This is a genomic window from Agrobacterium sp. Ap1 (assembly GCF_017313375.1).
Taxonomy (GTDB): domain Bacteria; phylum Pseudomonadota; class Alphaproteobacteria; order Rhizobiales; family Rhizobiaceae; genus Neorhizobium; species Neorhizobium cellulosilyticum.
Genome location: NZ_JAFLMY010000009.1, coordinates 105,421 through 129,379, shown reverse-complemented (window position 1 = coordinate 129,379; position 23,959 = coordinate 105,421). Strand labels below are relative to the sequence as shown.

The 23,959-nt window shown below is 60.7% G+C and carries 20 protein-coding genes and 1 pseudogene; 10 read left to right on the top strand and 11 right to left on the bottom strand.

The features are described from left to right. Positions 1 to 16 precede the first annotated feature (16 nt). The 5 genes from JZX87_RS18415 to JZX87_RS18395 all read right to left on the bottom strand — a co-directional run bounded on the left by JZX87_RS18415 (position 17) and on the right by JZX87_RS18395 (position 5,569). The gene (locus tag JZX87_RS18415; RefSeq protein WP_206827221.1) at positions 17 to 898 is read right to left on the bottom strand and encodes an ABC transporter permease; all 882 of its coding nucleotides are present in this window, start codon (positions 896 to 898) and stop codon (positions 17 to 19) included. A 12-nt stretch (positions 899 to 910) separates the two neighbouring features. Next, positions 911 to 1,837: an ABC transporter permease gene (locus JZX87_RS18410; protein WP_206827219.1), complete on the bottom strand. Its 927-nt coding sequence runs from the start codon at positions 1,835 to 1,837 to the stop codon at positions 911 to 913. 14 nt (positions 1,838 to 1,851) lie between these two features. Further along, entirely contained in the window at positions 1,852 to 2,778 is a 927-nt protein-coding gene (locus JZX87_RS18405) for an ABC transporter ATP-binding protein (protein ID WP_206827299.1), read from the bottom strand. A gap of 71 nt (positions 2,779 to 2,849) precedes the next feature. Continuing rightward, positions 2,850 to 3,860, bottom strand: a complete 1,011-nt coding sequence (locus tag JZX87_RS18400; protein ID WP_206827217.1) for an ABC transporter ATP-binding protein — start codon at positions 3,858 to 3,860, stop codon at positions 2,850 to 2,852. A gap of 71 nt (positions 3,861 to 3,931) precedes the next feature. After that, the gene (locus JZX87_RS18395; protein ID WP_183685426.1) at positions 3,932 to 5,569 is read right to left on the bottom strand and encodes an ABC transporter substrate-binding protein; all 1,638 of its coding nucleotides are present in this window, start codon (positions 5,567 to 5,569) and stop codon (positions 3,932 to 3,934) included. A 211-nt stretch (positions 5,570 to 5,780) separates the two neighbouring features. Between JZX87_RS18395 and JZX87_RS18390 the strand changes: the two genes are divergently transcribed. The 6 genes and pseudogenes from JZX87_RS18390 to JZX87_RS32015 all read left to right on the top strand — a co-directional run bounded on the left by JZX87_RS18390 (position 5,781) and on the right by JZX87_RS32015 (position 12,360). After that, positions 5,781 to 6,728: a sugar-binding transcriptional regulator gene (locus JZX87_RS18390; RefSeq protein WP_148144549.1), complete on the top strand. Its 948-nt coding sequence runs from the start codon at positions 5,781 to 5,783 to the stop codon at positions 6,726 to 6,728. A gap of 220 nt (positions 6,729 to 6,948) precedes the next feature. Continuing rightward, positions 6,949 to 7,938, top strand: coding sequence for an aldo/keto reductase (locus JZX87_RS18385; protein WP_148144548.1), 990 nt, complete (start codon positions 6,949 to 6,951; stop codon positions 7,936 to 7,938). Between the two features lie 85 nt (positions 7,939 to 8,023). Continuing rightward, complete coding sequence (locus JZX87_RS18380; RefSeq protein ID WP_206827215.1) at positions 8,024 to 9,328, top strand: multidrug effflux MFS transporter; 1,305 nt, start codon at positions 8,024 to 8,026, stop codon at positions 9,326 to 9,328. Further along, the gene (locus JZX87_RS18375) at positions 9,328 to 10,344 is read left to right on the top strand and encodes a zinc-dependent alcohol dehydrogenase family protein (RefSeq protein WP_206827213.1); all 1,017 of its coding nucleotides are present in this window, start codon (positions 9,328 to 9,330) and stop codon (positions 10,342 to 10,344) included. Before JZX87_RS18380 ends, JZX87_RS18375 begins: the two co-directional genes overlap by 1 nt. A 191-nt stretch (positions 10,345 to 10,535) precedes the next feature. Further along, positions 10,536 to 11,753 (top strand): (R)-mandelonitrile lyase, encoded by a 1,218-nt coding sequence (locus tag JZX87_RS18370; protein WP_206827211.1) that lies wholly within the window; start codon positions 10,536 to 10,538, stop codon positions 11,751 to 11,753. A 28-nt stretch (positions 11,754 to 11,781) separates the two neighbouring features. After that, positions 11,782 to 12,360, top strand: a pseudogene (locus tag JZX87_RS32015) (flavodoxin). A gap of 15 nt (positions 12,361 to 12,375) precedes the next feature. Here JZX87_RS32015 and JZX87_RS18360 read toward each other — a convergent pair. Further along, positions 12,376 to 16,014: a hydantoinase B/oxoprolinase family protein gene (locus JZX87_RS18360; protein ID WP_206827209.1), complete on the bottom strand. Its 3,639-nt coding sequence runs from the start codon at positions 16,012 to 16,014 to the stop codon at positions 12,376 to 12,378. Positions 16,015 to 16,212: 198 nt separating this feature from the next. Between JZX87_RS18360 and JZX87_RS18355 the strand changes: the two genes are divergently transcribed. From JZX87_RS18355 to JZX87_RS18340, 4 genes are read left to right on the top strand one after another with little or no spacing between them, the layout of a single operon-like run. Then, positions 16,213 to 16,797 carry a TRAP transporter small permease gene (locus tag JZX87_RS18355; RefSeq protein WP_206827207.1) on the top strand — a complete coding sequence of 195 codons (585 nt, stop codon included), beginning with the start codon at positions 16,213 to 16,215 and terminating at the stop codon, positions 16,795 to 16,797. A 4-nt stretch (positions 16,798 to 16,801) separates the two neighbouring features. Beyond that, the gene (locus JZX87_RS18350; RefSeq protein ID WP_183685430.1) at positions 16,802 to 18,115 is read left to right on the top strand and encodes a TRAP transporter large permease; all 1,314 of its coding nucleotides are present in this window, start codon (positions 16,802 to 16,804) and stop codon (positions 18,113 to 18,115) included. A 20-nt stretch (positions 18,116 to 18,135) separates the two neighbouring features. After that, positions 18,136 to 19,116 carry a TRAP transporter substrate-binding protein gene (locus JZX87_RS18345; protein WP_206827206.1) on the top strand — a complete coding sequence of 327 codons (981 nt, stop codon included), beginning with the start codon at positions 18,136 to 18,138 and terminating at the stop codon, positions 19,114 to 19,116. A 59-nt stretch (positions 19,117 to 19,175) separates the two neighbouring features. Then, positions 19,176 to 19,712 (top strand): winged helix DNA-binding protein, encoded by a 537-nt coding sequence (locus JZX87_RS18340; RefSeq protein WP_206827205.1) that lies wholly within the window; start codon positions 19,176 to 19,178, stop codon positions 19,710 to 19,712. Positions 19,713 to 19,788: 76 nt separating this feature from the next. Here the strand turns inward: JZX87_RS18340 and JZX87_RS18335 are convergent, their stop codons facing one another. The 5 genes from JZX87_RS18335 to JZX87_RS18315 all read right to left on the bottom strand — a co-directional run bounded on the left by JZX87_RS18335 (position 19,789) and on the right by JZX87_RS18315 (position 23,959). Next, the gene (locus JZX87_RS18335; protein ID WP_148144538.1) at positions 19,789 to 20,325 is read right to left on the bottom strand and encodes a DUF992 domain-containing protein; all 537 of its coding nucleotides are present in this window, start codon (positions 20,323 to 20,325) and stop codon (positions 19,789 to 19,791) included. Positions 20,326 to 20,611: 286 nt separating this feature from the next. Beyond that, positions 20,612 to 21,544: a phosphatidate cytidylyltransferase gene (locus JZX87_RS18330; protein WP_206827204.1), complete on the bottom strand. Its 933-nt coding sequence runs from the start codon at positions 21,542 to 21,544 to the stop codon at positions 20,612 to 20,614. Next, positions 21,541 to 22,194 carry a lysophospholipid acyltransferase family protein gene (locus tag JZX87_RS18325; RefSeq protein ID WP_206827203.1) on the bottom strand — a complete coding sequence of 218 codons (654 nt, stop codon included), beginning with the start codon at positions 22,192 to 22,194 and terminating at the stop codon, positions 21,541 to 21,543. Before JZX87_RS18325 ends, JZX87_RS18330 begins: the two co-directional genes overlap by 4 nt. Further along, on the bottom strand, positions 22,191 to 22,628 hold the full coding sequence (locus JZX87_RS18320) for a hypothetical protein (RefSeq protein WP_206827202.1): 438 nt from the start codon (positions 22,626 to 22,628) through the stop codon (positions 22,191 to 22,193). The genes JZX87_RS18325 and JZX87_RS18320 overlap by 4 nt, the downstream gene beginning before the upstream one ends. Further along, positions 22,625 to 23,959, bottom strand: a complete 1,335-nt coding sequence (locus JZX87_RS18315) for a phosphatase PAP2/dual specificity phosphatase family protein (RefSeq protein WP_206827201.1) — start codon at positions 23,957 to 23,959, stop codon at positions 22,625 to 22,627. Before JZX87_RS18315 ends, JZX87_RS18320 begins: the two co-directional genes overlap by 4 nt.

The following is a 23,959-nucleotide window of genomic DNA, read 5'->3' as shown; positions in this document are numbered from 1 at the left end:
AATGAAACGGAAGAGATTATCGAAGTGTCGGATCGAGCTCGTCGCGCAGCCAGTCGCCGACCAGCGAGATGGAGAGCGTCGTCATCATGATGACGAAGGCGGGGGCAAGCATGATCCATGGCGCACGCGTGAGATATTCGCGGCCAAAGCCCACCATGTTTCCGAGGCTGGTTTCCGGCGGCTGAACGCCGAGCCCGAGGAAGGAAAGCCCGCTTTCCATCAAGATGATTTCCGGAAAAGTCAGCGTCATCGAGACGATCAGCGTCGAGGCGACGTTGGGCAGGATGTGCTTCATGTAGACCCGGGTCGGCGTCGCACCGAGCTGCACGACTGCCGCGGCATATCCTTGCGCGCTTGCCGAGATCGCCAGACCGCGGGCAATGCGGGCGTAACGCTCCCAGCCGTAGAAACCCATCAGGCCGATCAGAAGCGGCATGGACGAACCGAAGAAGGCCAGAACCGCAAGCGACATGATGAGAAACGGTAGAGCCGCCTGAAAATCGGCTAGGACCAGAACGAGATGTTCGACCGCACCGCGGAACTTTGCGGCGGCAAAACCAAGTGCCGTGCCGAAGACAGCCGAGATGATGGTTGCGCCGAAGGCAATCGCGAGCGACACGCGGATCGACTGGATGAGGCGGGACAAGACATCACGCCCGAGTTCATCGGTTCCCAGAAGATGCGCCGGGGTGCCGGGCAGCGACAGACGCGCACGTAAATCTATGGCGGTAATGCCATAGGGACGGATCAGGTCGGCGAGGAAGGCGACGAGCACCATGGCAACGAGCCATGCGATACCGAAACCGACGGAGAAAGGCAGTTTGCGCACCTGCTTGATGAAGCGGATGAAGAAGGACAGTTCGGAGGCCGGCTGACGCGATGTATCGACGATGGTCATGTCCGTCTCTCCTTAATGGGCGCTTTGGGCACGAAGCCGCGGGTCGAGCCAGCCATAGAGCAGGTCGACGATCAGGTTGGACACGACCATGGTGGCGGCGATCATCAAGAGAATGCACTGGACGACGGCAAGATCGCGGTTGGTGACCGAGACGACCAGAAGGCGGCCGATGCCGGGCCAAGAGAAGATCGATTCCACCACGACCGCACCGGCGATCAGCGAGCCGACCATGAAGCCGACAATGGTGACGATCGGCACGGCGGCATTGGGAAGCGCATGACGCCAGACGACATCCTGCCATGCCATGCCCTTGGCCGAGGCCGTGCGAATATAGGGCTGGCTCATCACTTCGATCATCGCGCTGCGCGAGAAGCGGGCGAGGATGCCTATGCCACCGATGCTCATTGTCAGCGTCGGGAGAATGCCGTGCTGCCAGGTGTCCTGACCGCCGGAGGGGAGCAGGCCGAGCGTGATCGAGAAGATCAGCACCAAAAGCAGGCCCATGACGAAGGACGGAATGGTGAAGCCGAAGATGGCAGCCAGGATGACGCCGCGATCGACGGCGCTCTGGCGATGCAGCGCGGCGTAGACGCCGGCCGGAATGCCGATCACGACCTTAAGGAACAGCGCCGGAATGGTGAGCTGCAGGGTGGCGGGAATTCGATCGATGACCAGCTGCATGGCAGACGCCTTGTCGCGCATGGATACACCGAAATCGCCGGTAAAGATCGCCTTGATATAGGCGAGATACTGGATCCACAGCGGCTGATCGAGACCCCAGGCCTTGCGGAAGGCATCGACGGATTCCTTCGGCACGTCAGGCCCGAGCATGACCTGCGCCGGATCACCGGACATGCGCAGGACCACGAAGGCGAAGGTCAGGACCGCCAGAATGGTAATCATCGCGCGGAGAAGACGAATGGAGGCAAAACGTAACATGTCTCTGGCGCTCCTTATGCAGCAACAGGCTGATCGGCGCCGGCCACAAGATGGCAGGCGGCAGTGCGGCCATCTGCAACCTGACGGAGCTGAGGCACGCTTGTGCGGCAGATATCGGTCGCCAACGGGCAGCGCGGGTGAAAGGCGCATCCGGACGGGCGATTGGCCGGGTTCGGCGGTTCGCCCTGCAGGATCACGCGCCCTTTGAGAGGTTTTCCCGGCACCGGCACGCTGGACACCAGAGCCTTGGTGTAGGGATGCAGCGGTGCTGAAAAAATGACATCGGACGAGGCTTCTTCGACGATCCGCCCCAGATACATGACCGCAACCCGGTCAGCCATGTTGCGCACCACCTTCAGGTCATGGCTGATGAACACCATGGCGATGCCGTTCTTTTCCTGCAGGTCGCGCAGCATGTTGACGACCTGGGCCTGGATCGACACATCCAGCGCCGAAACCGGTTCGTCGCAGACGAGGAGTTTCGGGCGCGAGGCGAGCGCACGGGCAATCACGACGCGCTGGCGCTGTCCGCCGGAAAGCTCATGCGGATAACGATCCGCCTGATCGGGACGCAGGCCCACGGCGGTCATCAGTTCGGCCACGCGGGTCGCACGATGTTCCTTCGGCACCAGCTTGTGGATCGCAAGCGGCTCACCGATCTGCTCTGCTATCGTCAGCCGCCGATCGAGAGCCGCGAGCGGGTCCTGATAGACGAGCTGCATCCTGGCCCGTAACGCGCGCCATTCCGGCGTGCCGAGCTTCGGCATCGGCTTGCCTTCAAAAAAGGTCTCACCTTCCTGCGACGGGTCGATGCCGAGCAACATGCGCCCAAGTGTCGACTTGCCTGAACCGGATTCGCCGACCACGCCAAGCGTTTCGCCCGGCATGACAGTGAGATTGATGCCATCAACGGCGCGCACCGGCGTCGCCTTGCCGAACATGCCTTGGCGAACCTCATAGGTCCTGACCAGATCTTTCGCTTCAATCAAAGGGGCATTCGCAGTATGGGAAATCACGCTACGGCCTCCGCAACGCGGCTTGCCGCAACAGTCGCCAGATCGGAGGACTGGCTGACCGGGTGAAAACAGGAAAGAAGGCGGCCATCATCCATCGGAGAGAGATTAGGCCTGCGGCTGCGACAGTCTATGGCAGCATGCGAGCATCGTGGCGAGAAGGCGCAGCCTTCCGGCAGATCGCGAGGATGGGGAACGGTGCCCGGAATGGGGATCAGCCGTTCGCGCGGACCATCAAGCCGTGGAATGGCATCGAACAGGCCACGCGTATAGGGATGGCGCGGATTGTCGAACAGTGCCTCGATCGTGCCCTGTTCGACGATGCGGCCGGCATACATGACGCAGGCGCGTTCGCAGACCTGGGAAACGGCACCGAGATCGTGGCTGATGAAAATCGTCGCCATGCCGGTTTCGGCGCGAAGCTCGATCAGGAGGTCAAGAATCTGCGCCTGAATGGTCGCGTCGAGTGCCGTGGTCGGCTCATCAGCCACCAGCAGGTCAGGTTCGCCGGCAAGCGCCATGGCGATCATCAGGCGCTGACACTGACCGCCGGAAAATTCATGCGGAAAAAGATCGAAACGCCGGCGTGCGTCGGGAATGCCGACCATGTCCATCAGGCGCAGGGCTTCGGCCTTTGCCGCCTGGCCGGTCAAGGCACGGTGAAGGACGAGCGCTTCAATGATCTGACGGCCGATCTTCAGAACAGGATTGAGCGAGCTGGATGGATCCTGAAAGATCATCGCGATCCGTTTGCCGCGCACACTTTCGAGCACGCTGCGCGGGGTGCCGAGGATCTCCTGCCCGTCAACGCGCACCGAACCAGCAACCGTTGCCTTGCCCGGGAGCAAACCGAGTGCTGCAAGCCATGTGACCGACTTGCCACAGCCGGATTCGCCGACAAGGCCGATCGCCTCACCACGGCCGACCGTGAGATCAATACCGTGCAGCACCTGGATACCGTCAAAAGCAACCTTCAGGTCGCGCAGTTCCACGAGGTTGTTGGAAACCATCGGAGCTCATCTCCATTTCAGCAATAGAAGACGCCGGCCGCTGGGGGCGGCCGGCGCGCGATATCGAACGGTTAGGAGGCGTTCCAGTTACCAGTGCGGAAATCCATGGCGAAAGCCGGGGCAGCCTTCCACTTCAGCGAGGACTTCATGCCGGTGAAGACGGCGTTCTGGTGCAGGACCTGATAGGCAGGGTCTTCACGTTCGGCGATTTCCAGCATGCGGGTGATTGCTTTCTTGCGAAGATCGCGATCGGTGGAGGTTTCCATCACGACGGAGAGCTTATTTAGCTCCTCGTTGCTCCAGTCCTTCTTCTGCTGGGCTTCACCGTTCGGGCCGAACTGGACGACAAGCGGGGTGATCGGATCGTTGATCGTGTTCGAAGCCGACCAGTCACGTACACCCTTGACGCCTGCCGGGTCGTGGATCTGCGCCCAGTTTTCCTTCATCTGGATCTCGACATTGAGACCGACCTGCTTCCACATCTCAACCATGATCTGCGCATTGGCAGTCTGGTTGGTGTAGTAGTTGTTGAGCAGGCGATAGGGGATCGCATCACCCTTGTAGTTGGCTTCCTTGAGAAGCTTCTTGGCGAGATCCGGATTGTACTCCGGTGCTGCCCAGCCTTCGACGAACATGTTCGAGGTCTTGAAGGATTCGAACTGCAGGCCGGCAGGAACCACGGTCTGACCGGCCCAGAGTGCCTCAACGATCGCCTGGCGATCGATCGAATGGGTCATGGCGCGGCGAACCAGCGGGTTTGCCAGAATGGGGTTCTGGGTATTGAAAGTAGAAACGCGATGGTTCCAGATCGTTGAGCTCTGCACTTCAAGGCCGGGAGCAGCCTTGACCGTGGCAATCTGATCCGGCGGCAGGTCGCAGGCAAAGTCATATTCGCCCGACAGAAGGCCGTTGACGCGGGACGCCACTTCCGGAACCTCGACGAAACGGATCTGCTGCAGCGGCGGGCGACCACCCCAGTATTCATCGAAGGCAACCAGCGTCAGCGAGACGTCCGGCTTGTATTCGCCAACCATGTAAGGGCCGGTGGTGATCGGCTTGCGCGCCCAGTCAGTATAGCTCTTGGCTTCGTCCCAGGAACGGCGGCTGGTGATCTGGCTGCCGAAGGAATAAAGACGACCTTCAAGCGTCACGTCCGGCGTCGCGTTGTGGAAACGGACAGTGTACTTGTCCACCACTTCGACGCCGGTGAGTGCCGGCCACAGGCGACGGGCAACGCCCGGAACGATCGCCGGCAGTTCCTTGACAGTGGTCGGCTTGTTATCGGCTTCAAAGATGGTCTTGCCGCCGACTGGTTCGGTATTGCCGAACACGCGCTCCTTCGAGAAGGAGAAGGCAACATCTTCGGCGGTCAGCTCGTCGCCGTTATGGAACTTCACACCCTGGCGCAGCTTCAGTTCCAGCGTCTTGTCGTCAATACGCTTCCATTCGGTGGCCAGACCCGCAACCGGACCCTGATTGCCCATCCAGTCACGGTTAATCAGGCCTTCCCAGAGGTTGGGGAAGAACACGCGTTCGCCGACGTTGGACTGTTCATTCCAAACATCGAGCGTGTTGTTGTTGGTGATCTTCTGTACGGCGATCGTGATCGACGGACGTGCACCCTGGCTGAACGACATGCGTGGCAGGATGATGGTGCCGGCCGCAGCAGACATCAGTCCCAGCGCATGGCGACGGTTGATAGAAAGCATGGATCTCTCCTGTTGAACCAAATGAACGATATGGGCGCGCGGACGCCTTCGCCGGTCGGGAGGACCTCGGCGTCGGGCGTCGCATGGAAATCGACAGACAAAATTTCGTCAGGAGGCTGTGGTTGATGAAAGCCGCTTTACCGCCCCGCCGACTTCGCGTAGCTCTAGGTTACAAATGTTACGGTGATGTGACATTTGGGCGGGAGGCAACATGTCCAATCAGCAGCTCATGGTAAGAGCGTCGTGGCTCTATCACGTGGAAGGATTGACGCAGGCGCAGATTGCCGAGCGGATGCTGCTCACACGCCGCAAGGTCAACGAGCTGCTCTCAGCAGCGCTTGATCAGGGTGTCGTCAAGATCAGCTTCAACTCTCCACTGACCGAAAACATCGAGCTGGAGGCTGAGCTGCGGCAGCGATTTGGCCTGACTGACGTGGTCATCGTTCCGACTCCCGAGGACAAAAAACAGATGGCGACCGTGATCGGTCGCGCGGCTGCAATGTTTCTGGAGCGACTGATCCAGGCAAGCGAGCCGGCGTCACTTGGGGTCGGTTGGGGCGCAACGCTACGCGAGACCGTCCACCATATGGCGCCGGCGAATGTACCGAACGTCAAGGTTCGATCGATGATGGGTGGCTTGACGCGCGGCTCGGAAATCAACACGTTCGAAATCGTGCGGCGCTTCGCCAAGGTCATGAATGCGGAATGTCACTATCTGGCAGCACCGATCTATGCGGACGATCCGGCTTCGCGTGACACGATCGTTGCGCAGACGGTGTTCCAGAGCCTGCTTCAAGAAGCAACCGCGGTAGATGTCTCTATCCTCAGCATCGGCGACATTTCACCGGAATCGCTTCAGGTTCGATACGGCCTGCCCACTGGTACCGATGTTGGGAAATTGACGGATGCCGGTGCTGTCGGCGATCTTCTGGGACGATATCTCGATGGTAATGGCCAGGAGATTGATCACCCCTTGAACCGGCAGGTCATATCTCCATCGATCGACGATTATCGCCGAATTCCAACACGGATCATTGCGTCTGGAGGAGCGCATAAGAGGGCGATTTTGACTGCGTGCCTCCGTGCAGGCCTGGCGACCACCGTGATTACCGATACGGATAGCGCTTATCGCCTGTTGGGCAGGAACCTATCTGAATAAGCGGTGAGGCTCGACAATCACATTTATCATCTACGGCGAGCGAGCTGCGGCATGACCTGGCTTCGAGCCAATTCATGAATTTTAAGCATAAGTTCATGCCGTATCCAGCGCCTAATAGAATGACTGCTTAAGGTTTACATCTCCATCCACGGTGAGGTGATCGCCAGCGAAAACTGGCCGGAAGACACCCGCTCGTTATGTCCGTGAATGGAGACAGGATATGAAAAAGCGCGTCCTCGGAAAGGCCGGCCTTGAAGTGTCGGCACTCGGTTTTGGCTGCATGGGGCTGGATTTTGGTTATGCCAACAAGGTCAGCAAAGAGGAAGGCATCACCCTGATCCGTCAGGCGGTCGAACGCGGCGTAACGTTTTTCGACACGGCTGAGGTCTACGGCCCCTTTACCAACGAGGAAATGGTCGGCGAGGCATTGAAGCCTTTCCGCGATCAGGTCGTCATCGCCACCAAGTTTGCCTTCAACTTCGTCGACGGCAAGCAGTCCGGCCTGAACAGCCAGCCGGCGCATATCAGGCAAGCCGTCGAAGGCAGCCTGAAGCGCCTCGGCGTCGAGGTGATCGATCTGCTCTATCAGCATCGCGTCGATCCCAATGTGCCGATCGAGGATGTCGCCGGCACGGTGAAAGACCTGATTACCGAGGGCAAGGTCAAGCATTTCGGCATGTCGGAACCGGGCGCCAACACCGTGCGCCGCGCCCATGCGGTGCAGCCGGTCACCGTGCTGCAGAACGAGTATTCGCTGTGGACCCGCGGTGTCGAGACCAACGGCATTCTTGAGACCTGCGAGGAACTCGGCATCGGCCTCGTTCCCTACAGCCCGCTCGGCAAGGGGTTCCTCACCGGCGCTATGAACAAGGATACGAAGCTCGGCGAAGGCGATTTCCGCAATATCCTGCCGCGTTTCACGCCGGAGGCGATGGAGAAAAACCAGGCGCTGGTCGATCTTTTGAAGACGATTGCCGATGAAAAGGGTGGTACGCCTGCCCAGATCGCGCTTGCATGGCTTTTGGCGCAGAAGCCATGGATCGTTCCGATCCCCGGTACCACCAAGCTGCACCGGCTCGAAGAGAACCTAGCAGCCGCGGATGTCGAACTGACATCGGGTGAGCTTGCACGGATAGAAAAAGCCGCCGCCGAGATCCGGATCGAGGGTGAGCGTTATCCCGAACATCTGCTCAGGACGACCGGTCTCTAACATTCCCGCATTATTTCAGGCCGGCAGGAGCAGCATGCCCTGCCGGGCGCTGGCACTTATCCGGCAACAGGACACCCACACCCTCATGCCATCCCAAACTCAGCTCTGTTCGGCGGATACCATCATCGACAGCGCCCCCACACCGCACACGCAGCGCTGGCAGGTGCTCGCCATCCTCAGCGCATTGATGGGCTTTGCGTCGATCTCGACCGATTTTTATCTGCCGACGATGCCGGAAATGGCCGATCAGCTGGGCGCCGATGCAGGCAGTGTCGAGTTCACCATTTCAGGCTTCCTGATCGGCTTCAGCCTTGGACAGCTTTTATGGGGAGCCCTGAGCGACAAATACGGACGGAGGCTCCCGGTCGCGATCGGCCTTGTCCTGTTCGTCATCGGTTCGATCGGCTGTGCGCTCTCGGCAAGCGTTGAGGAGATCATTCTGTGGCGCATCCTGCAGGCGATAGGCGCCTGTGCGGGTGTGGTTCTGTCACGTGCCATCGTCCGTGATCTTTATCAAGGTGCGCGCGCCGCACAGATGCTCTCCACGCTGATTGCCGTGATGGCAATCGCCCCGTTGCTGGGGCCCATCCTCGGCAGCCAGATCGCGGCCATCGCCGGTTGGCGCGCAATATTCTGGGTGCTGGTACTGCTCGGGCTTTTGGCGCTCGTAGGTCTTTTCACCTTGCCGGAAACATTGCCGGCCGAGCGGCGGAGTACGGAGCCACTGACAGGGGCATTCCGTCGTTACGCGAACCTGCTCACCCATAAGAAGATCATCGGTTATGCCGGTACGGGCGCCTTCTTCTACTCGGGCATGTATGCCTATATCGCCGGAACCCCGTTCGCCTTCATCACCTACCACAAGGTTCCGGTCGAATATTACGGGCTGCTTTTCGGTTCAGGCATCATCGGCATCGTCATCACCAACCTGATCAACGCGCGGCTCGTCCATCGCTTCGGCATGAACCGGATTCTGGCAGGTGGTACGGGTTTTGCGATGCTCTCGGGCATCGTCCTTGCGATAAATTCCTATTTCGATTTCGGCGGATTATGGGGGCTTTTCCTACCGCTTCTGGCTTTCGTTTCCGTCACCGGCTTCGTCGTCGCCAATTCGATCGCCGGTGCGATGGCCGATTACCCCGAACAGGCCGGCTCGGTTTCGGCGCTTGTCGGCGCCATTCAATATGGCAGCGGCATTGCCGGGTCGGGATTGGTCGGCGCTCTTGCGGACGGCACGCCCTGGCCGATGGGCTGGGTGATCGCGGTGATGGCGACAGGTGCAGCACTCTGCGCCTGGCTCGTCATCTCGACATCTCGACATCTTCGAAGGACTGATCAAACCTCTCATCCGTTCCCGACAACAAAGTTGAAATCAGAAGGAAGCACATAATGCTTGCGACAATTCTCCATGGTCCCGGCGACGTTCGCTGCGAGGAAGTCTCCGAACCGAAGATCCTCAAGCCGACGGATGCCATCATCAAACTGTCGGCATCCTGCATCTGCGGATCGGATCTGTGGCCCTATCGCGGCGCCAACGAAGTCACCGCACCGCTCTCCATGGGCCATGAATATTGCGGCGTGGTGGTTGAAGTCGGCGGTGCGGTCAGAAACGTCAAGCCGGGTCAGTTCGTCGTCGGCTCCTTCTGCCTCTCGGACAATACCTGCCCGCATTGCCGCTTCGGTTTCCAGTCGTCCTGCGAGCAGCGCGAGTTCATGACCGGCGCTCAGGCGCCCTATGCCCGCGTGCCTCTGGCCGACGGAACGCTTGTCGCAACCGCCGACCTGCCCGCCGACGATCTGATCCCGAGCCTTCTTGCCACCTCCGACGTGCTGGGGACCGGCTGGTATGCGGCCGACGCGGCAGGCGTCCAGGAGGGATCGACCGCCGTCGTCGTGGGTGACGGCGCTGTCGGCCTGATGGGCGTTCTCGCCGCCAGACAGATGGGTGCCGAACGCATCATCGCGATGAGCCGCCACAAGACCCGCCAGGATCTGGCGATGGAATTCGGCGCAACCGATATCGTTTCTGAACGTGGTGACGCAGGCGTGGCCCGCATCAAGGAACTGACCGAGGGCGTAGGTGCTACTTCCGTTCTGGAATGCGTCGGAACGCAGGAATCCATGTCCCAGGCGCTCGCCTGCGCCCGTCCGGGCGGCAAGATCGGCTTTGTCGGTGTTCCGCATGGCGTGACATTCGACGGCCAGAACCTGTTCTTCCAGCAGAAGAGCCTGCTTGGCGGCCCCGCCCCGGTGCGCCGCTTCCTACCCTATCTGATGGATCTGGTTCTCGACCGCGCGATCAATCCCGGCAAGGTTTTCGACCTCGAACTGCCTTTGGCCGACGTGGCGGAGGGATACAGGGCGATGGACGAGCGCCGGGCGATCAAGACCCTGCTGCGTTTCTAAAACTCCTGCGCTTCTAAAAAGAGACCGGTCGCGTCGCCGATATCGATGGCGCGACCGGCCGACCATTCATGAACCCGTCGCATAGGCCCAATCGGTTTCAACCATCTAATCCTGCGGCAATTCCGGCCCACATCAAGGGCGGGAAATCCGCGCTTTTGGCCAACCGACACCGTATGAAGAGGAAAATCCGGATGAAGAACATCGCCGCCAGCATCGCCATGTCCACGCTCGCCGTCACAGGCGTCGAAGCCCAGGAGGAACGGCGGCGCGTCGCTCCGCCGGCGGTCTATGACGTTGCACCGGGGCTTGGCCATTTCACCGATAGCGTCCTCTTCGGCGAGGTGTGGGAGCGAACCGAACTTGCGCCCCGCGACCGCAGCCTCGTGACGGTCGCGGTTCTCGTTTCCACCGGCAAGTCGGCACAGATCGGCAGCCATGTGCGGCGCGCGCTCGATAACGGTGTAAAGCCCGAGGAGATCGGTGAACTGATCACCCAACTCGCGCTTTATTCCGGCTGGCCCAATTCGATTTCAGCGGTGCAGGAAGTCGCCCAGGTCTTCGGTGAACGCAATATCGCGCCGGTGAGAAACAGCGATGCCGCACGCATCGAACTTGAAGCGGCGGCGGAAGCTGCTCGTACCGCGACGGTCAATACGGCGGTCGCTCCGACTGCCCCTGCCCTTGCCGACCTGACCAACCGCGTGCTGTTCGGTGATCTCTGGCAGAGGCCGGATATTTCCGCCCGCGACCGAAGCCTGATTACCATGGTCGCACTCGTGGCGATCGGCCAGCCGGAACAGCTGCCATTTCACGCCAACCGCGCGATGGATAACGGCCTGAGCGCTTCCGAGGCATCCGAAGCGATAACCCATGTCGCCTTTTATGCAGGCTGGCCACGCGCCATGTCCGCAGTCCCTGTGCTGAAGGCGGTCTTCGAAAGCCGTAACGCTGCGGCTCAAGCAAAGCCGACACAAGTCAAATCCCAAGGAGCAGACATGGACCTTCAGGTCACACGCGCCAACAGCAATTCCGGCCCCGGGCCGGACGCCTATTTCACCGGAGAAGTGAGCGTTGCCGGCCACTACAAGGGCACCGATCCGGCGCGCATCAGTGGCGCAACCGTTTCCTTCTCGGCCGGCGCGCGCACCGCATGGCATACCCATCCTCTCGGACAGACGCTTTTCATCACCTCCGGCAAGGGCTGGGTGCAGAAGGAAGGCGGCCCGGTCGAAACGGTCGGTCCCGGTGATGTCGTCTGGATCCCGCCGCATCTGAAACATTGGCATGGCGCGTCCGCCGATGAAGCCATGACACATTTCGCCGTGGCCGAGGCGGAAAACGGCAGTGTCGTCACCTGGATGGAGAAGGTTTCCGACGAGGATTACGCCACGGCCGGTGCCATAGACTGACGAAACCGGGAGCCGGAGGCAGCCGATCATGGGAACCGAATTGCCGAGAAGAAACCTGCTGAAGGCTCTGCCGCTGACTGCCGCCGGCCTGGTGCTGGCAGCATCTGAGACATCGGCCGAACAGCGCCCTGCTGAAGCGGGGCGCATCCTCGTCGCCTATTATTCGCGAACGGGAAACACCGCCGTCATCGCCCGCCAGATCAGGCGGGCCATGGATGCGACACAGTTCGAGATCAAGACGGAGACGCCCTATCCGGAGGACTACGAAGCGACTGTCGAACAGGCACGCCGCGAAACGCAGTCGTAATATCTGCCGCCGCTCGGGCATTTCGTTGCCGATATCGGTCGCTACGATACCGTCTATCTGGGCATGCCGATCTGGGGCATGACCGCCCCGCCGGTGATCCGCTCGTTCCTTCGCGCCCATAACCTCTCCGGCAAAGTAGTCATTCCCTTCATCACCCATGGGGGATATGGGCTGGGCAACAGTATCGACGTGCTGCGCGCCCATATGCCGGGCGCCGACCTGCGCCCGGCCTTTTCGATGGAGGCGGACCAGGAGCGCAAAACCCTGGAGCAGGTCTCCAGCTGGCTGGTGGAAAACTAGCTCAGCTCGCCATTCCTATTCCGCCGCCATATAACCTCCCGCCGTCGGCGTCACGACCGTGACGGCTTCGCCCGCCTCGATCAGCGTCTGGGCGCAGCCGGCAAGTTCTTCCACCGAGCCGTCGAGACGGCGCACGGTGGTGAGGCCGAGTTCGCCCTCTCCGCCACCGGCAAGCCCATGCGGCCGGATCGTGCGATGTGACGAGAGAATGGCGCAATCCATCTTTTCGAGAAAGCGGATCGTCCGCTTCGTGCCGTCACCGGCCGAAAACGCACCCCTGCCGCCGGATGCTTCACGGATATGAAAATCTTCCAGCAGCACCGGATAACGCGTCTCGAGAATTTCCGGGTCGGTCAGGCGGGAATTGGTCATGTGAACATGCACCGCATCCGTACCGGCAAAACCGGTGCCGTCGTTGAACCGGCCTGCGGGCGAGCCGGAGCACAGGGTTTCGTAATATTGGTAGGTGGCGTTGCCGAAAGTGAGATTGTTCATCGTTCCCTGGCTGGCAGCAATCGCGCCCAAGGCGCCGAACAGCGCGTTGGTGACATGCTGCGAGGTCTCCACATTACCCGCAACGACCGCTGCCGGATATTGCGGCTTGAGCATCGAGCCATCCGGCACGATGATCCTGATCGGCTTCAGGCAGCCGGCATTCATCGGGATCGAGCTTTCCACCATGACGCGGAAGACATAGAGAACCGCCGCCCGTGTCACGGGCTCGGGCGCGTTGAAATTGTTCTTTTTCTGCTCGCTGGTTCCGGTGAAATCGACGGTCGCCTCGCGCTTCGCTCTATCGACGGTGATCTTCACCCTGATCGTACTGCCCTGGTCGGTCGCATAGGAGAATTCGGCATCGCCGAGCTTTTCCAGAACCCGGCGAACGCTCTCTTCCGCGTTATCCTGCACATGGCCCATATAGGCCTGAACCACATCCAGGCCGAATTGCGCGATCATCTTGCGCATCTCGTGCACGCCCTTTTCGTTGGCGGCGATCTGGGCGCGAAGGTCGGCAACGTTCTGGGCAACGTTGCGGGCCGGATAGGGGTGATCGGAAAGCAGCTTCGTGATGCCCGCCTCGTCGAACCTGCCGCGATCGACAAGCAGGACGTTGTCGAACAACACGCCTTCCTCATCGACCGTCGTCGCAAGCGGCGTCATCGAGCCGGGAGCCGTACCGCCGACATCAGCATGGTGACCGCGCGAGGCAACGTAGAACAGGATTTTTTCAGCTGCCTCATCGAAAACCGGCGTGACCACCGTGATATCCGGCAGATGCGTCCCGCCATTATAGGGCGCGTTGAGCGCGAACACGTCGCCGGGACGGATCCTGCCCTTGTTCTGCGCGATGATGCTTTCGACAGAACGGTCCATCGAGCCGAGATGCACCGGCATATGCGGAGCATTGGCGACAAGCGCACCGTTTTCGTCGAACACCGCGCAGGAGAAGTCCAGCCGTTCCTTAATATTGACCGAAGACGCCGTGTTCTGCAGCGTCACGCCCATCTGCTCGGCAATCGACATGAACAGGTTGTTGAAGACCTCGAGCAGGACCGGATCGGCCTGAGTGCCGACAGCCTTTGCACGGGAAAGCTCCGCGACGCGTTTCAGCACCACATGGTTGAGTTTTGTGATCTCGAAAGCCCAGCCATCCTCGACGACGATCGTCTGATGCGGTTCGACGATCAGGCAGGGGCCATTGGCTCGGGCACCAGGTGAAATGTCGGCACGGCGATAGATGGGAGCATCGCGCCAGGCTCCGCCGGAGAAGAATTTCGTCGCTTCCGTGGATGTTGGCGCTGCAGTCTCCAGCGCGAATTCCGGCTCTGAACTATCCGCCCCGCCGCCGATCGCCTCGACTTCATAGGCTTCGAAAATGATCTCGCGATTCTCGAAGATGAAACCGAACTGCTTCCTATGCGCCGTCTCGAAAGCGGCAGTCATCTCGGCTGCATCGGAAACAGCGATGGACAGGGTCGTATCCGTGCCCTGATACCGCAGATGGGCGCGATGCAGGACTTCGATATCCGTCTCCGCCACGCCCTGACTCTTCATTTCGCCAAGCACGGCCGCCGTCAGCTCATCACGAACCGGGCCCAGCGATGCAAGTGCCGCCGCAAGACCTTCAGAGATCGTGCGCTGGCGGGTGGCGCGGATATCGGCAAGCCCCATGCCATAGGCCGACAGAATGCCGGAAAACGGATGGATCAGCACGGTCGAAATGCCAAGCGCATCGGCCGTCAGGCAGGCATGCTGACCGCCGGCACCGCCGAAGCAGGTCAGCGCATAATGCGTGACATCATAACCGCGCTGAACGCTAATCTTCTTCACCGCATTCGCCATGTTTTCCACCGCAATGGCGAGAAAACCGTCGGCCACCTGTTCGGGCGAGCGGCCATCGCCGACCACCTCGGCCATCTCCTCGAAAGCCTTGCGGACGGCCGCTGCATCGAGCGGCTGGTCACGGTCGGGACCGAAGATTTTCGGGAAAAGATCGGGAGAGAGCTTGCCGAGCATCACGTTTGCGTCGGTGACGGTGAGCGGCCCGCCGCGGCGGTAGGCCTTCGGTCCGGGATTGGCGCCGGCGGAATCCGGGCCGGCGCGAAAACGGCCATTCTCGAAATGCAGGATCGAGCCACCACCGGCAGCAACAGTGTGGATCGACATCATCGGCGCGCGCATGCGCACGCCTGCGACCTCCGTCTCGAAGGAGCGTTCGAGTTCTCCGTCATAGTGGGAAACGTCTGTCGACGTTCCGCCCATGTCGAAGCCGACCATCTTGTCGAACCCGGCAAGCCGTGATGTCTCCACCGCGCCAACCACACCGCCGGCGGGACCGGAAAGGATCGCATCCTTGCCCTGGAACAGCCGTGCGGCGGTGAGGCCGCCGGAAGACTGCATGAACATCAGTTGCGGGCCATCGTCACCCGACCCGTTCGCATCCGCCCCGAGTTCTTCCGCCACCTGCTCGACGTAACGGCGCAGGATCGGCGACAGATAGGCATCGACCACCGTCGTATCACCGCGGCCGACAAGCTTGATCAGCGGTGAGACTTGGTTGCTGACGGAAATCTGGGTAAAGCCGATCTCGCCGGCAATTCGCGAGACAAGCTGCTCGTGAGCCGGATACCGATAGGCATGCATGAAGACGATGGCGATGGCGCGGTAACCGGCATCGAACTCAGCCTGCAGGTTGGCGCGGACGGTTGCCTCATCCGGCACCGCCTCGACCTGGCCATCGGCACGGACACGCTCGTCGACTTCGACGACGGCGCTGTAAAGCAATTCGGGCTTGATGATCCTTTTGGCAAAGATGTCGGCACGGGCCTGATAACCGATCGCCAGCGCATCGCGGAAACCGCGTGTGGTGACGAGCAGCGTCTTTTCGCCCTTGCGCTCCAGAAGCGCATTGGTGGCGACCGTCGTGCCCATTTTTACCGCGCCGATCAATCCTGAGGGGATCGGCTCTCCGGTGGAGACACCCAGAAGCTCGCGAATGCCCTGCACCGCCGCATCCCGGTAAGCCTCCGGATTTTCCGAGAGAACCTTGTGCGCAACGAGGGTTCCGTCCGGTTTGCGACCGACGATATCGGTGAATGTACCGCCTCGATCGACCCAGAAATCCCACTTACTGCCGGTTGCGTTGCCAGCCATGCTGTCCCCCTTGGAAGCTCGATCTGACCCAACGAAAACAGTTCGTCGATAAAACGTCAATGATTAGTTGACAGGAAAATGCACAATGCTGCATCATGCCTATCGAACAGGCAAAGGGCCGCAAAGAGCCTTGCCTGCAACGGCAACCGAGGGGAAGCCACATGAGCGATTTCCGCATTTTCGAGCGGAGGACACGTCATGTCCGCCGCTGATCCGCACCACAGCATTTTCCCCGAATGGCTCCGAAAGGGGCTGGATGGGTTGTATCTCGTCTCCGGCTGGCTGGCCGGGCTTTTCCTCATCTTGATCTTCGTCATCATGCTGGCGCTTTCCGCCGGCCGCCCCTTGGGCATCGACGTCCCGGCCGGTGACGACTTCGCCTCCTGGGCGATGGCGGCTTCCGCCTTTCTCGGCCTGGCGCATACTTTTCGTTCAGGAGAAATGATCCGCGTCGGCCTGCTGATCGAGCGGATGACCGGACGCACCCGCCAGCTCTTCGAGGTCGTGGCCCTGCTGATCGGGTCTGCTGCTGCGGTCTATTTCGCCTGGTATGCGTTTGACATGAACCGCACCTCATGGGCGTTTAACGACCTAGCCCAGGGCGTGATCGCCATGCCTTTATGGATCCCGCAGATCGGCTTTTCCGGCGGTCTGATCATTCTTGCCGTCGCCATGGTCGACGAGCTTGTGCATGTGCTGTTCGGCGGCCTGCCCCGTTACGAAAAACCCGCGCCGGACACACCGGAAGAAGCCATCGAACGCGCCATCCAGAGCGGGGCCTGATCTCATGGGTACAGTCGAACTTGTCGAAATTTCCGGCATCATTCTGGTTGCCCTTCTCGCACTTCTGGCAAGCGGCGTGTGGATCGGCTTTTCGCTGCTGATCTGCGGCTTCATCGCCATGCTGTTCATGCCCGGCATCCCGATCGGCGCCGTGCTTGCCACCAATTCCTGGAGCAATGGCGCGTCGTGGTCGCTCGCAGCGCTGCCGCTCTTCGTTTGGATGGGCGAAATCCTGTTTCGAACAAAACTTTCAGAAGAGATGTTCCGCGGCCTCGCACCCTGGCTCGGCTGGCTTCCAGGCCGGCTCATGCATGTCAACGTGCTCGGCTGCGGCCTGTTCGGCTCGATTTCCGGATCATCGGCGGCAACAACGGCGATGATCGCCAAGATCGCCCTGCCGGAACTGAAGAAGCGCGGTTATGACGAAATGGTCAGCCTCGGCTCGCTTGCCGGCGCCGGCACGCTCGGCATCCTCATCCCGCCGTCGATCACCATGGTCGTCTATGCGGTGGCCGCCAACGTCTCGATCATCCAGATTTTTCTCGCCGGCTTCCTGCCGAGCCTGATCGTGATGGTCCTCTATTGCGGCTATATCGCCGTCTGGTCGCTGCTCAACCCGGACAAGACGCCGCCTGCCCCGCCGAAGATGAGCTTCAAGGAAAAGCTGAAGGAATCGGCCAACCTCATCCCGGTCACGCTGCTGATCATCCTCGTCTTCGCAACGCTGCTGCTCGGCTGGGCGACGGCAACGGAATGCGCTGCATGGGGCGTACTCGGCTCGCTCGGTATTGCCGCATGGTCGAGGTCACTGACCTGGAAATCCTTCTGGGACAGCGTCATGGGCGCAACCCGGCTGACCTGCATGATCATGCTGATCCTCACCGGCGCCGGCTTCATGTCGATCGCCATGGGTTATACCGGCATTCCGAACGCGCTGGCCGCCTGGGTCGACAGCTTCAACCTCAGCCCCTTCGCGCTGATCGCCGTCCTGACGGTCATGTACATCCTGTTGGGTGCGGCGCTCGACGGTCTTTCGATGATCGTATTGACCACCGTCGTCGTCTTGCCGATGATCCAGCAGGCCGGTTTCGATCTTGTCTGGTTCGGCATCTTCCTCGTGCTGATCGTCGAAATGGCCGAGGTCTCGCCGCCTGTCGGCTTCAATCTCTTCGTGCTCCAGACGATGAGCGGCCGTGACAGCCTGACGGTAGCGAAGGCTTCGTTACCGTTCTTCTTCCTGCTCGTGGCGACAGTCGCCATCATCACGGTCTTCCCGGAAATCGTGATGGTTCTGCCGCAAATGGCGTTTCCGGGATAACAAGAGAGGGAACTGACAAGATGAACGTAACTGCAAGATTTGCGCGATGGGGCCTCGCTGCTGCCGCCCTTCTCGCCACCACCGCACCGTCCTTCGCAGCCAATTGGGTCCTGCCGTCGGCCTACCCGCCGGCAAACTACCATGTCGAGAACCTCAACCAGTTCGCCAAGGATATCGACGAGGCGACCAAGGGCGAGTTGAAGATAACCGTCCATCCGAACGCCTCGCTGTTTAAGGCACCGGATATCAAGCGCGCCGTCCAGACCGGCCAGGCGCAGGTCGGCGAAGTTCTGCTGTCGCTGCATGAAAACGAAAACCCCGTCTTCGGCCTCGATGTCGTGCCCTTCCTGGCAACCAGCTTCGATCAGTCGAAGAAGCTTTACGACGCTTCCAAGCCGGCTATCAAACAGGCGCTCGACAAGCAGGGTCTGAAGCTTCTCTACACCACACCGTGGCCGCCGCAGGGCATCTTCACCAAGAAGGACGTCAATTCCGTTGCCGACCTCAAGGGCCTCAAATGGCGCGCCTATAATGTCGGCACGTCGCGCATTGCTGAAATCGTCGGCGCGCAGCCGGTCACCGTCCAGGCCGCCGAACTGCCGCAGGCACTGGCAACCGGCGTGGTCGACGGTCTGATGACCTCATCGGCGACCGGTGTCGATTCGAAGATCTGGGAATCGCTCACCCACTATTACGACACGCAGGCCTGGATCCCGAAGAACGCCATCTTCGTCAACAAAGCCGCCTTTGCGGCACTCGATCCCGCCACGCAGAAGGCCGTGACCGATGCGGCGGCGGCGGCCGAAACCCGTGGCTGGGCGCTCGCCGCCGAGAGGACAAAGTCTTATATGGACACGCTCAAGAAGAACGGCATGCAGGTCCTTGAGCCGAGCGCCGAACTGAAGACTGGCCTGTCGGAAGTCGGCGCCAAGCTGACGGAAGACTGGTCAAAGAAGGCCGGAGCCGACGGCCAGGCCATTCTCGACGCATACAAGAAATAATCGGATGGCGCTGCGGCGACCATGCCGTGGCGCCTTTCCTTCGCGGGAGAGGAGGGATCATGTCACAGGAAAAGCTGCCTCTGGCGGAGCATAGCCTCGGCCCCATCGTATCCTCGGAACATCTAGCAAGCGGCGCGCTGCCCGCACTCTCCGAGATCGAGTTCGGCCTCGTCATGCTCAACCACGCCTTCAGCCGCTGGATGATACGCTGCATGGCAGCAGCCGGCGTGCCAGATTTGTCGCCGGTCGATATCCTCGTCCTGCACAACATCAACAGCCGCAACAAGCCGAAAACTCTAGCCGACATCGCCCTCGTCCTCAATATCGAGGACACGCATGTGGTTACCTACGCGCTGAAAAAGCTGGAGCGAATGAAGCTGATCAAGTCCGGCCGTCGCGGCAAGGAAAAACTGGTCATGGTCACCGAAGCCGGTGCCAATGCCTGCGCCCGCTACAAGGCGACGCGCGAAAGCCTTCTGGTCAAATCGGTGCTGTCTACGGAGGTTGCGACCGACAGCCTGTCTCAGGTGGCGGCAAGATTGCGGGCGCTTTCGGGCCACTATGATCAGGCCGCGCGTGCTGCAGCGTCGCTTTGAACTGAAAACCGATAAATACATCGGTCGCAATTTCGGCCTGCCTTACGAAAATCGCGAGGCAGGCCGATTGATCGGATTACATTGCTGCAGGCGACAGCGTCACCGAAGTGCCGGTGGCAGCAAGGTTGAGGCCGAGTTGGCCCGTCACGCTCACCGTCTGCAGGTGGATCGATCCGGACGTGCCGCCGACCAGGATGTTTGCGCCGATGCCTGCGCCAACCGTGGCTTCCGCCGTTGCGCCCTGATAAAGGCCGCCGAGCGAACCGTGGTGGTAGCCTGCGGTCGGTGCGAAGACCGCCCAGATCAAACGGCTGCGGGTGGTGAAGCCGAGATCGACGCCCATCTTGCGAACGACGCCGGTGTAGCGGTCAAGCGGCTCGCTGCCCATGGTCGACTTGAAGACGCAGTCTGCTTCCTTGGCGGAACCGAGAACGTAGCCAACACCGCCGCCGATCGAGCAATCCAGGTAACCGATGCGAACACCGCCGCGCTGATCATTTTCCTGATAGGTCGGCACGCTGTCGCGCCGGCTGATGACGTCGGCTGCGGATGCGGCCGTTGCAACGAATGCGACCGGGAGGGCTGCGAGGGCCACGGCAATTGTCTTTTTCATCCCTGTACTCCTTGTAATATTATGTTCATCCGTTCGGGTGCGGATGACACACAGCGATTACTAACGCATGTGGCAGAAGAATGATCCAAAGATAGCGAAACACGAAATATCTCGTCCTGCGCGCCAACGTGACTGCGTGTATCAGGAGATTGTATCAGGGCTTGCGAGAACCAAGCCGAGCTTCTTGCTCACTGGTTTCACGCTCTCCCTCCTGTACAATGGCAGGCTTTGTCACCGACTCGGCAATATAACGATCACGGTTTGCGCCAGTTAGACGGATCCAGCGCTATGTCCAGGCATAGCGGACAATATGGAAAAAGACGGGCGCTGCAAAAACCAAGCTGTCGGCCCGGTCCAGCATGCCGCCATGGCCTTCGATCATGTGGCCCCAGTCCTTGACGCCACGATCACGCTTGATGGCAGAGGCAACGAGGCCGCCGAAAAAGCCCATGACGCAGGAAAGTGCTGCCAGCACTCCCGCTTCAACAGGCGAGAAGGGAGTAAGCCAGTAAAGCCCTGCGCCCATAAGCGAGGCACTGGCGATCCCGCCGATCAGTCCCTCCCAGGTCTTGGACGGCGAGATGCTCGGAGCAACCTTGTGACGACCGAAAAGCTTGCCGAAGACATATTGCAGCACATCGCTGCCCTGCACTGTCGCGATCAGGAAGGCGATCAGCAGCAGCCCCCGCCCTTCATTACCTGGAATGGGCAAGGTCACCAGCGCCGGCACATGGCTGATGCAGTAGACGGATAGCATGATGCCCCATTGCTGCTCGCTGACCCGCTCGAGGAAACGAGACGTGTCTCCCCGCATCGCAGTCAGCGCCGGCATGGCCAGGAAGCAGTAGACGGGAATGAAAATCGAATAGAGCCCGTACCAGTCGATCCAGATCAGATAATACTGCACCGGGTTGATGATCAGGAACATGCCGAGCAGCGTCCATCGATCCGCATTGCGCGTATTGGTCAGCGTCACATATTCCCGCAGCGCGGCAAAGGACACGAAGGCGAAAAGCAGGATCACGCCGCCTGTACCGAACAGGAAGGCGAAGCTGATGCCCGCCACCATGATCCACCAGGCCTTGATCCGCGCATTGAGATTGTCGAGCGTCGGCGGCAACGGCTTCGGGCTGCGCCAGGAGAGCACACCCGCAATCACGCTTGCCGTCAAAAGCACGCCGACCAGTCCGATAAAAAGGCGCGTCGTGTCATCGCTCATCGGCTGTTTCCATCCTTTTGGGGTGCAAGCGCGAGAAGGGCTTGCCGGGCGCGGTCGAGGAAGACCTTGCGGTCTTCGCCTTCGTCGAGCCTCACCGGCTCACCGAAAACGACTCGGCAGAGAAGCGGGATCGGCAGAAGCGCGCCCTTGGGCAGGACGCGCGACATGTTCTCGATCCAGCAGGGCACCAGCTCGACATCCGGCCGGGCGGCAGCAAGATTGTAGAGGCCAGACCGAAACCGCAAGAGCGGCTCCTCCGTCATGTTGCGCGTGCCTTCCGGAAAGAAGATCAGCGATTGCCCCGTATCAAGCGCAGCAAACATCACCTGCATCGGATCGGCCGTTCGCTCCACCCAGTTGCGCTCGACAAGCACGGTGCGCAGCAACCGGCGGGAGATGAACCGGCGCAGGCGGCCTGCCCCCCAGTAATCCGCCCCGGCAACGGCCGCCGTCCTGCTGCGCTCGAGAGGCGTCAGGCAGGTCGAGACGAGAATGAAATCGCCATGGCTGGCGTGATTGGCGAAATAGATGCGCTGGCGGCCATTCGGTGCCGATCCCGCCCATATGGGACGCACGCCGGTTACCACGCGCGCAAGAACGGCGAGCACAGAACCGGAGGCAACCTGAAGCAGCGATGCACCGCCTCTCATGCTGGACCTCCATTCATCGCATCGAGGAGAAGAATGCCGTAAAGCACAATGCCGGCGACAAGGCTCAGCCATTGCAGCAGGATAAGCCGACGGCATCCGAAAAACCGTTGCGACAAGGGTGCCGGAACGGCAGGCTTCGCCCTCAGCCCCATTCGCACCAGAACGTCATCGATCGCAGCCAGGCCCGCCTCTTTGCCATCATGCGAAAGCGCTATGCGAAACAGTGCGGCATCGAACAGGAGATGAACCGTCAGTGCGAGAGCGACAAGGCAGAAAGCGAGCAGAAGCAACCAGCCAAGTGCCGAGCCGAACCCGTTTGAACCTGCCGTCAATGGTGCGATGGCCAGCAGAAACAGAGCGACCAGGCCACCACCGATGCCGTTGCAGCATAATCGCCGGACCGCTTTTGCCGTCGCTGGTTTCCAGTCGCTCATCGCGCCGCCTCGTCGATTGCCGCATAGGTTTGCGGCTTGAGATGAACAGGACGGCCGAGCGCCTTGATCTGCTCAGCTGCCGCAGCAGCATTAGCCGCATGACCGGACCGCACGAGCCAGCATGCGACGACCGCCGCACTACGCTGAAACCCGAGTGCACAGCAGACGAGCACCGGGCCACGGCTGCGGACGTCCTCGACAGCAAGCGCCCCATCACGAATACTTGCCACCGATAGCGGCAGCAGATCGAGCGACGGTATCGCACGCCAAACGAGACCGGCAGCGCGGCGCGCCGGAAATTCAGCCGTCATGTCGACGACCGAGGCATAGGCCCTAAGTTCGTCACGGCCCGGAGCGCGCCCGAGGAACACCCCGTCGCCAACTTTGACCGCAGCCGGAAGCCTGTGCGTCCACCACCAGCGGTTCGCCCGCGCACCGAGACGATAGGGCCAGAGCAGATAACGGCTCGCAAGGCTCGTCACCCCGTCTCCTTGCTTTTGAAAGACCCGCGGTCCTGCTCCGGCATAACCGATGGCAACGAGCGCCAGAGCAAGGCTCGGCCACAGCCACAACAGGCCTGCACCATTGCTGCGCGCCGAAATCACCGCAATCAGCAGGAAGATTGTCGCGCCAACCGCATAAACGATCGCCAGCCGCCGCGCCTTTCGATCCTTCGTGAGGCGGAAGTCGGCAAGCGGTGAGGCTTTGTCCGCAGGAAACAACCAGAGCGCAAACAGGCCGAGCAGCATTCCGGTCGGAATGTCGATGACATGGTGCTGCCAGGTGGTCAGCACCGAAAGCCCGATCAGCACACACCAGACATGCCAGACTGTGCGCGGAAAACCCTTCAAGCGGCAACGCCAATGGTCCCAGATGATCACCAGAAGGGCGATATGCAGCGACGGCGCCTGATTGAACGGCTTGTCGAAACCGCCGAGAACAACGAACATGAAGCCCGGAAGGCCATCGGTTTCCGGCCGCACGAAAATCGCCTGCAGGGGAAACGCGATGAAGCAGATAACCGCCACGACCTGCGCAGTCAGATACCGGCGCGCCAGACGGCCGACATCCTGCGGCGTATCGTTGACGAAGAGAGACAGCGCATAAAACGCGTTGATTGACCAATAGGGAATGATCGTCCAGGCGAAGAACGGAATGTATTTTTCCCAGCCGAAGGCAAGGTTCGGCACGTCGGCGCGCAGCGAAGCCAGCCAGTTCGCCACGCCATAGGTGAGATAGAAAAACGGAGCGAGGAAAAGCAGCCACAGCGCTGCCGTTCGCATCACAGCGCCGCGCACGCCAACCGGAACAGATGCAATCCCCTCCCCCAT

Bases quoted from the DNA above. Each gene is read 5' to 3' on its own strand.
- JZX87_RS18345 (WP_206827206.1), top strand. From the start codon at position 18,136: ATGAACGTAACTGCAAGATTTGCGCGATGGGGCCTCGCTGCTGCCGCC.
- JZX87_RS18370 (WP_206827211.1), top strand. From the start codon at position 10,536: ATGAAGAACATCGCCGCCAGCATCGCCATGTCCACGCTCGCCGTCACA.
- JZX87_RS18395 (WP_183685426.1), bottom strand. From the start codon at position 5,569: ATGCTTTCTATCAACCGTCGCCATGCGCTGGGACTGATGTCTGCTGCG.
- JZX87_RS18385 (WP_148144548.1), top strand. From the start codon at position 6,949: ATGAAAAAGCGCGTCCTCGGAAAGGCCGGCCTTGAAGTGTCGGCACTC.
- JZX87_RS18400 (WP_206827217.1), bottom strand. From the start codon at position 3,860: ATGGTTTCCAACAACCTCGTGGAACTGCGCGACCTGAAGGTTGCTTTT.
- JZX87_RS18380 (WP_206827215.1), top strand. From the start codon at position 8,024: ATGCCATCCCAAACTCAGCTCTGTTCGGCGGATACCATCATCGACAGC.
- JZX87_RS18320 (WP_206827202.1), bottom strand. From the start codon at position 22,628: ATGAGCGACTGGAAACCAGCGACGGCAAAAGCGGTCCGGCGATTATGC.
- JZX87_RS18315 (WP_206827201.1), bottom strand. From the start codon at position 23,959: ATGGGGGAGGGGATTGCATCTGTTCCGGTTGGCGTGCGCGGCGCTGTG.
- JZX87_RS18405 (WP_206827299.1), bottom strand. From the start codon at position 2,778: ATGTTCGGCAAGGCGACGCCGGTGCGCGCCGTTGATGGCATCAATCTC.
- JZX87_RS18340 (WP_206827205.1), top strand. From the start codon at position 19,176: ATGTCACAGGAAAAGCTGCCTCTGGCGGAGCATAGCCTCGGCCCCATC.
- JZX87_RS18360 (WP_206827209.1), bottom strand. From the start codon at position 16,014: ATGGCTGGCAACGCAACCGGCAGTAAGTGGGATTTCTGGGTCGATCGA.
- JZX87_RS18415 (WP_206827221.1), bottom strand. From the start codon at position 898: ATGACCATCGTCGATACATCGCGTCAGCCGGCCTCCGAACTGTCCTTC.
- JZX87_RS18325 (WP_206827203.1), bottom strand. From the start codon at position 22,194: ATGAGAGGCGGTGCATCGCTGCTTCAGGTTGCCTCCGGTTCTGTGCTC.
- JZX87_RS18390 (WP_148144549.1), top strand. From the start codon at position 5,781: ATGTCCAATCAGCAGCTCATGGTAAGAGCGTCGTGGCTCTATCACGTG.
- JZX87_RS18350 (WP_183685430.1), top strand. From the start codon at position 16,802: ATGGGTACAGTCGAACTTGTCGAAATTTCCGGCATCATTCTGGTTGCC.
- JZX87_RS18335 (WP_148144538.1), bottom strand. From the start codon at position 20,325: ATGAAAAAGACAATTGCCGTGGCCCTCGCAGCCCTCCCGGTCGCATTC.
- JZX87_RS18410 (WP_206827219.1), bottom strand. From the start codon at position 1,837: ATGTTACGTTTTGCCTCCATTCGTCTTCTCCGCGCGATGATTACCATT.
- JZX87_RS18355 (WP_206827207.1), top strand. From the start codon at position 16,213: ATGTCCGCCGCTGATCCGCACCACAGCATTTTCCCCGAATGGCTCCGA.
- JZX87_RS18375 (WP_206827213.1), top strand. From the start codon at position 9,328: ATGCTTGCGACAATTCTCCATGGTCCCGGCGACGTTCGCTGCGAGGAA.
- JZX87_RS18330 (WP_206827204.1), bottom strand. From the start codon at position 21,544: ATGAGCGATGACACGACGCGCCTTTTTATCGGACTGGTCGGCGTGCTT.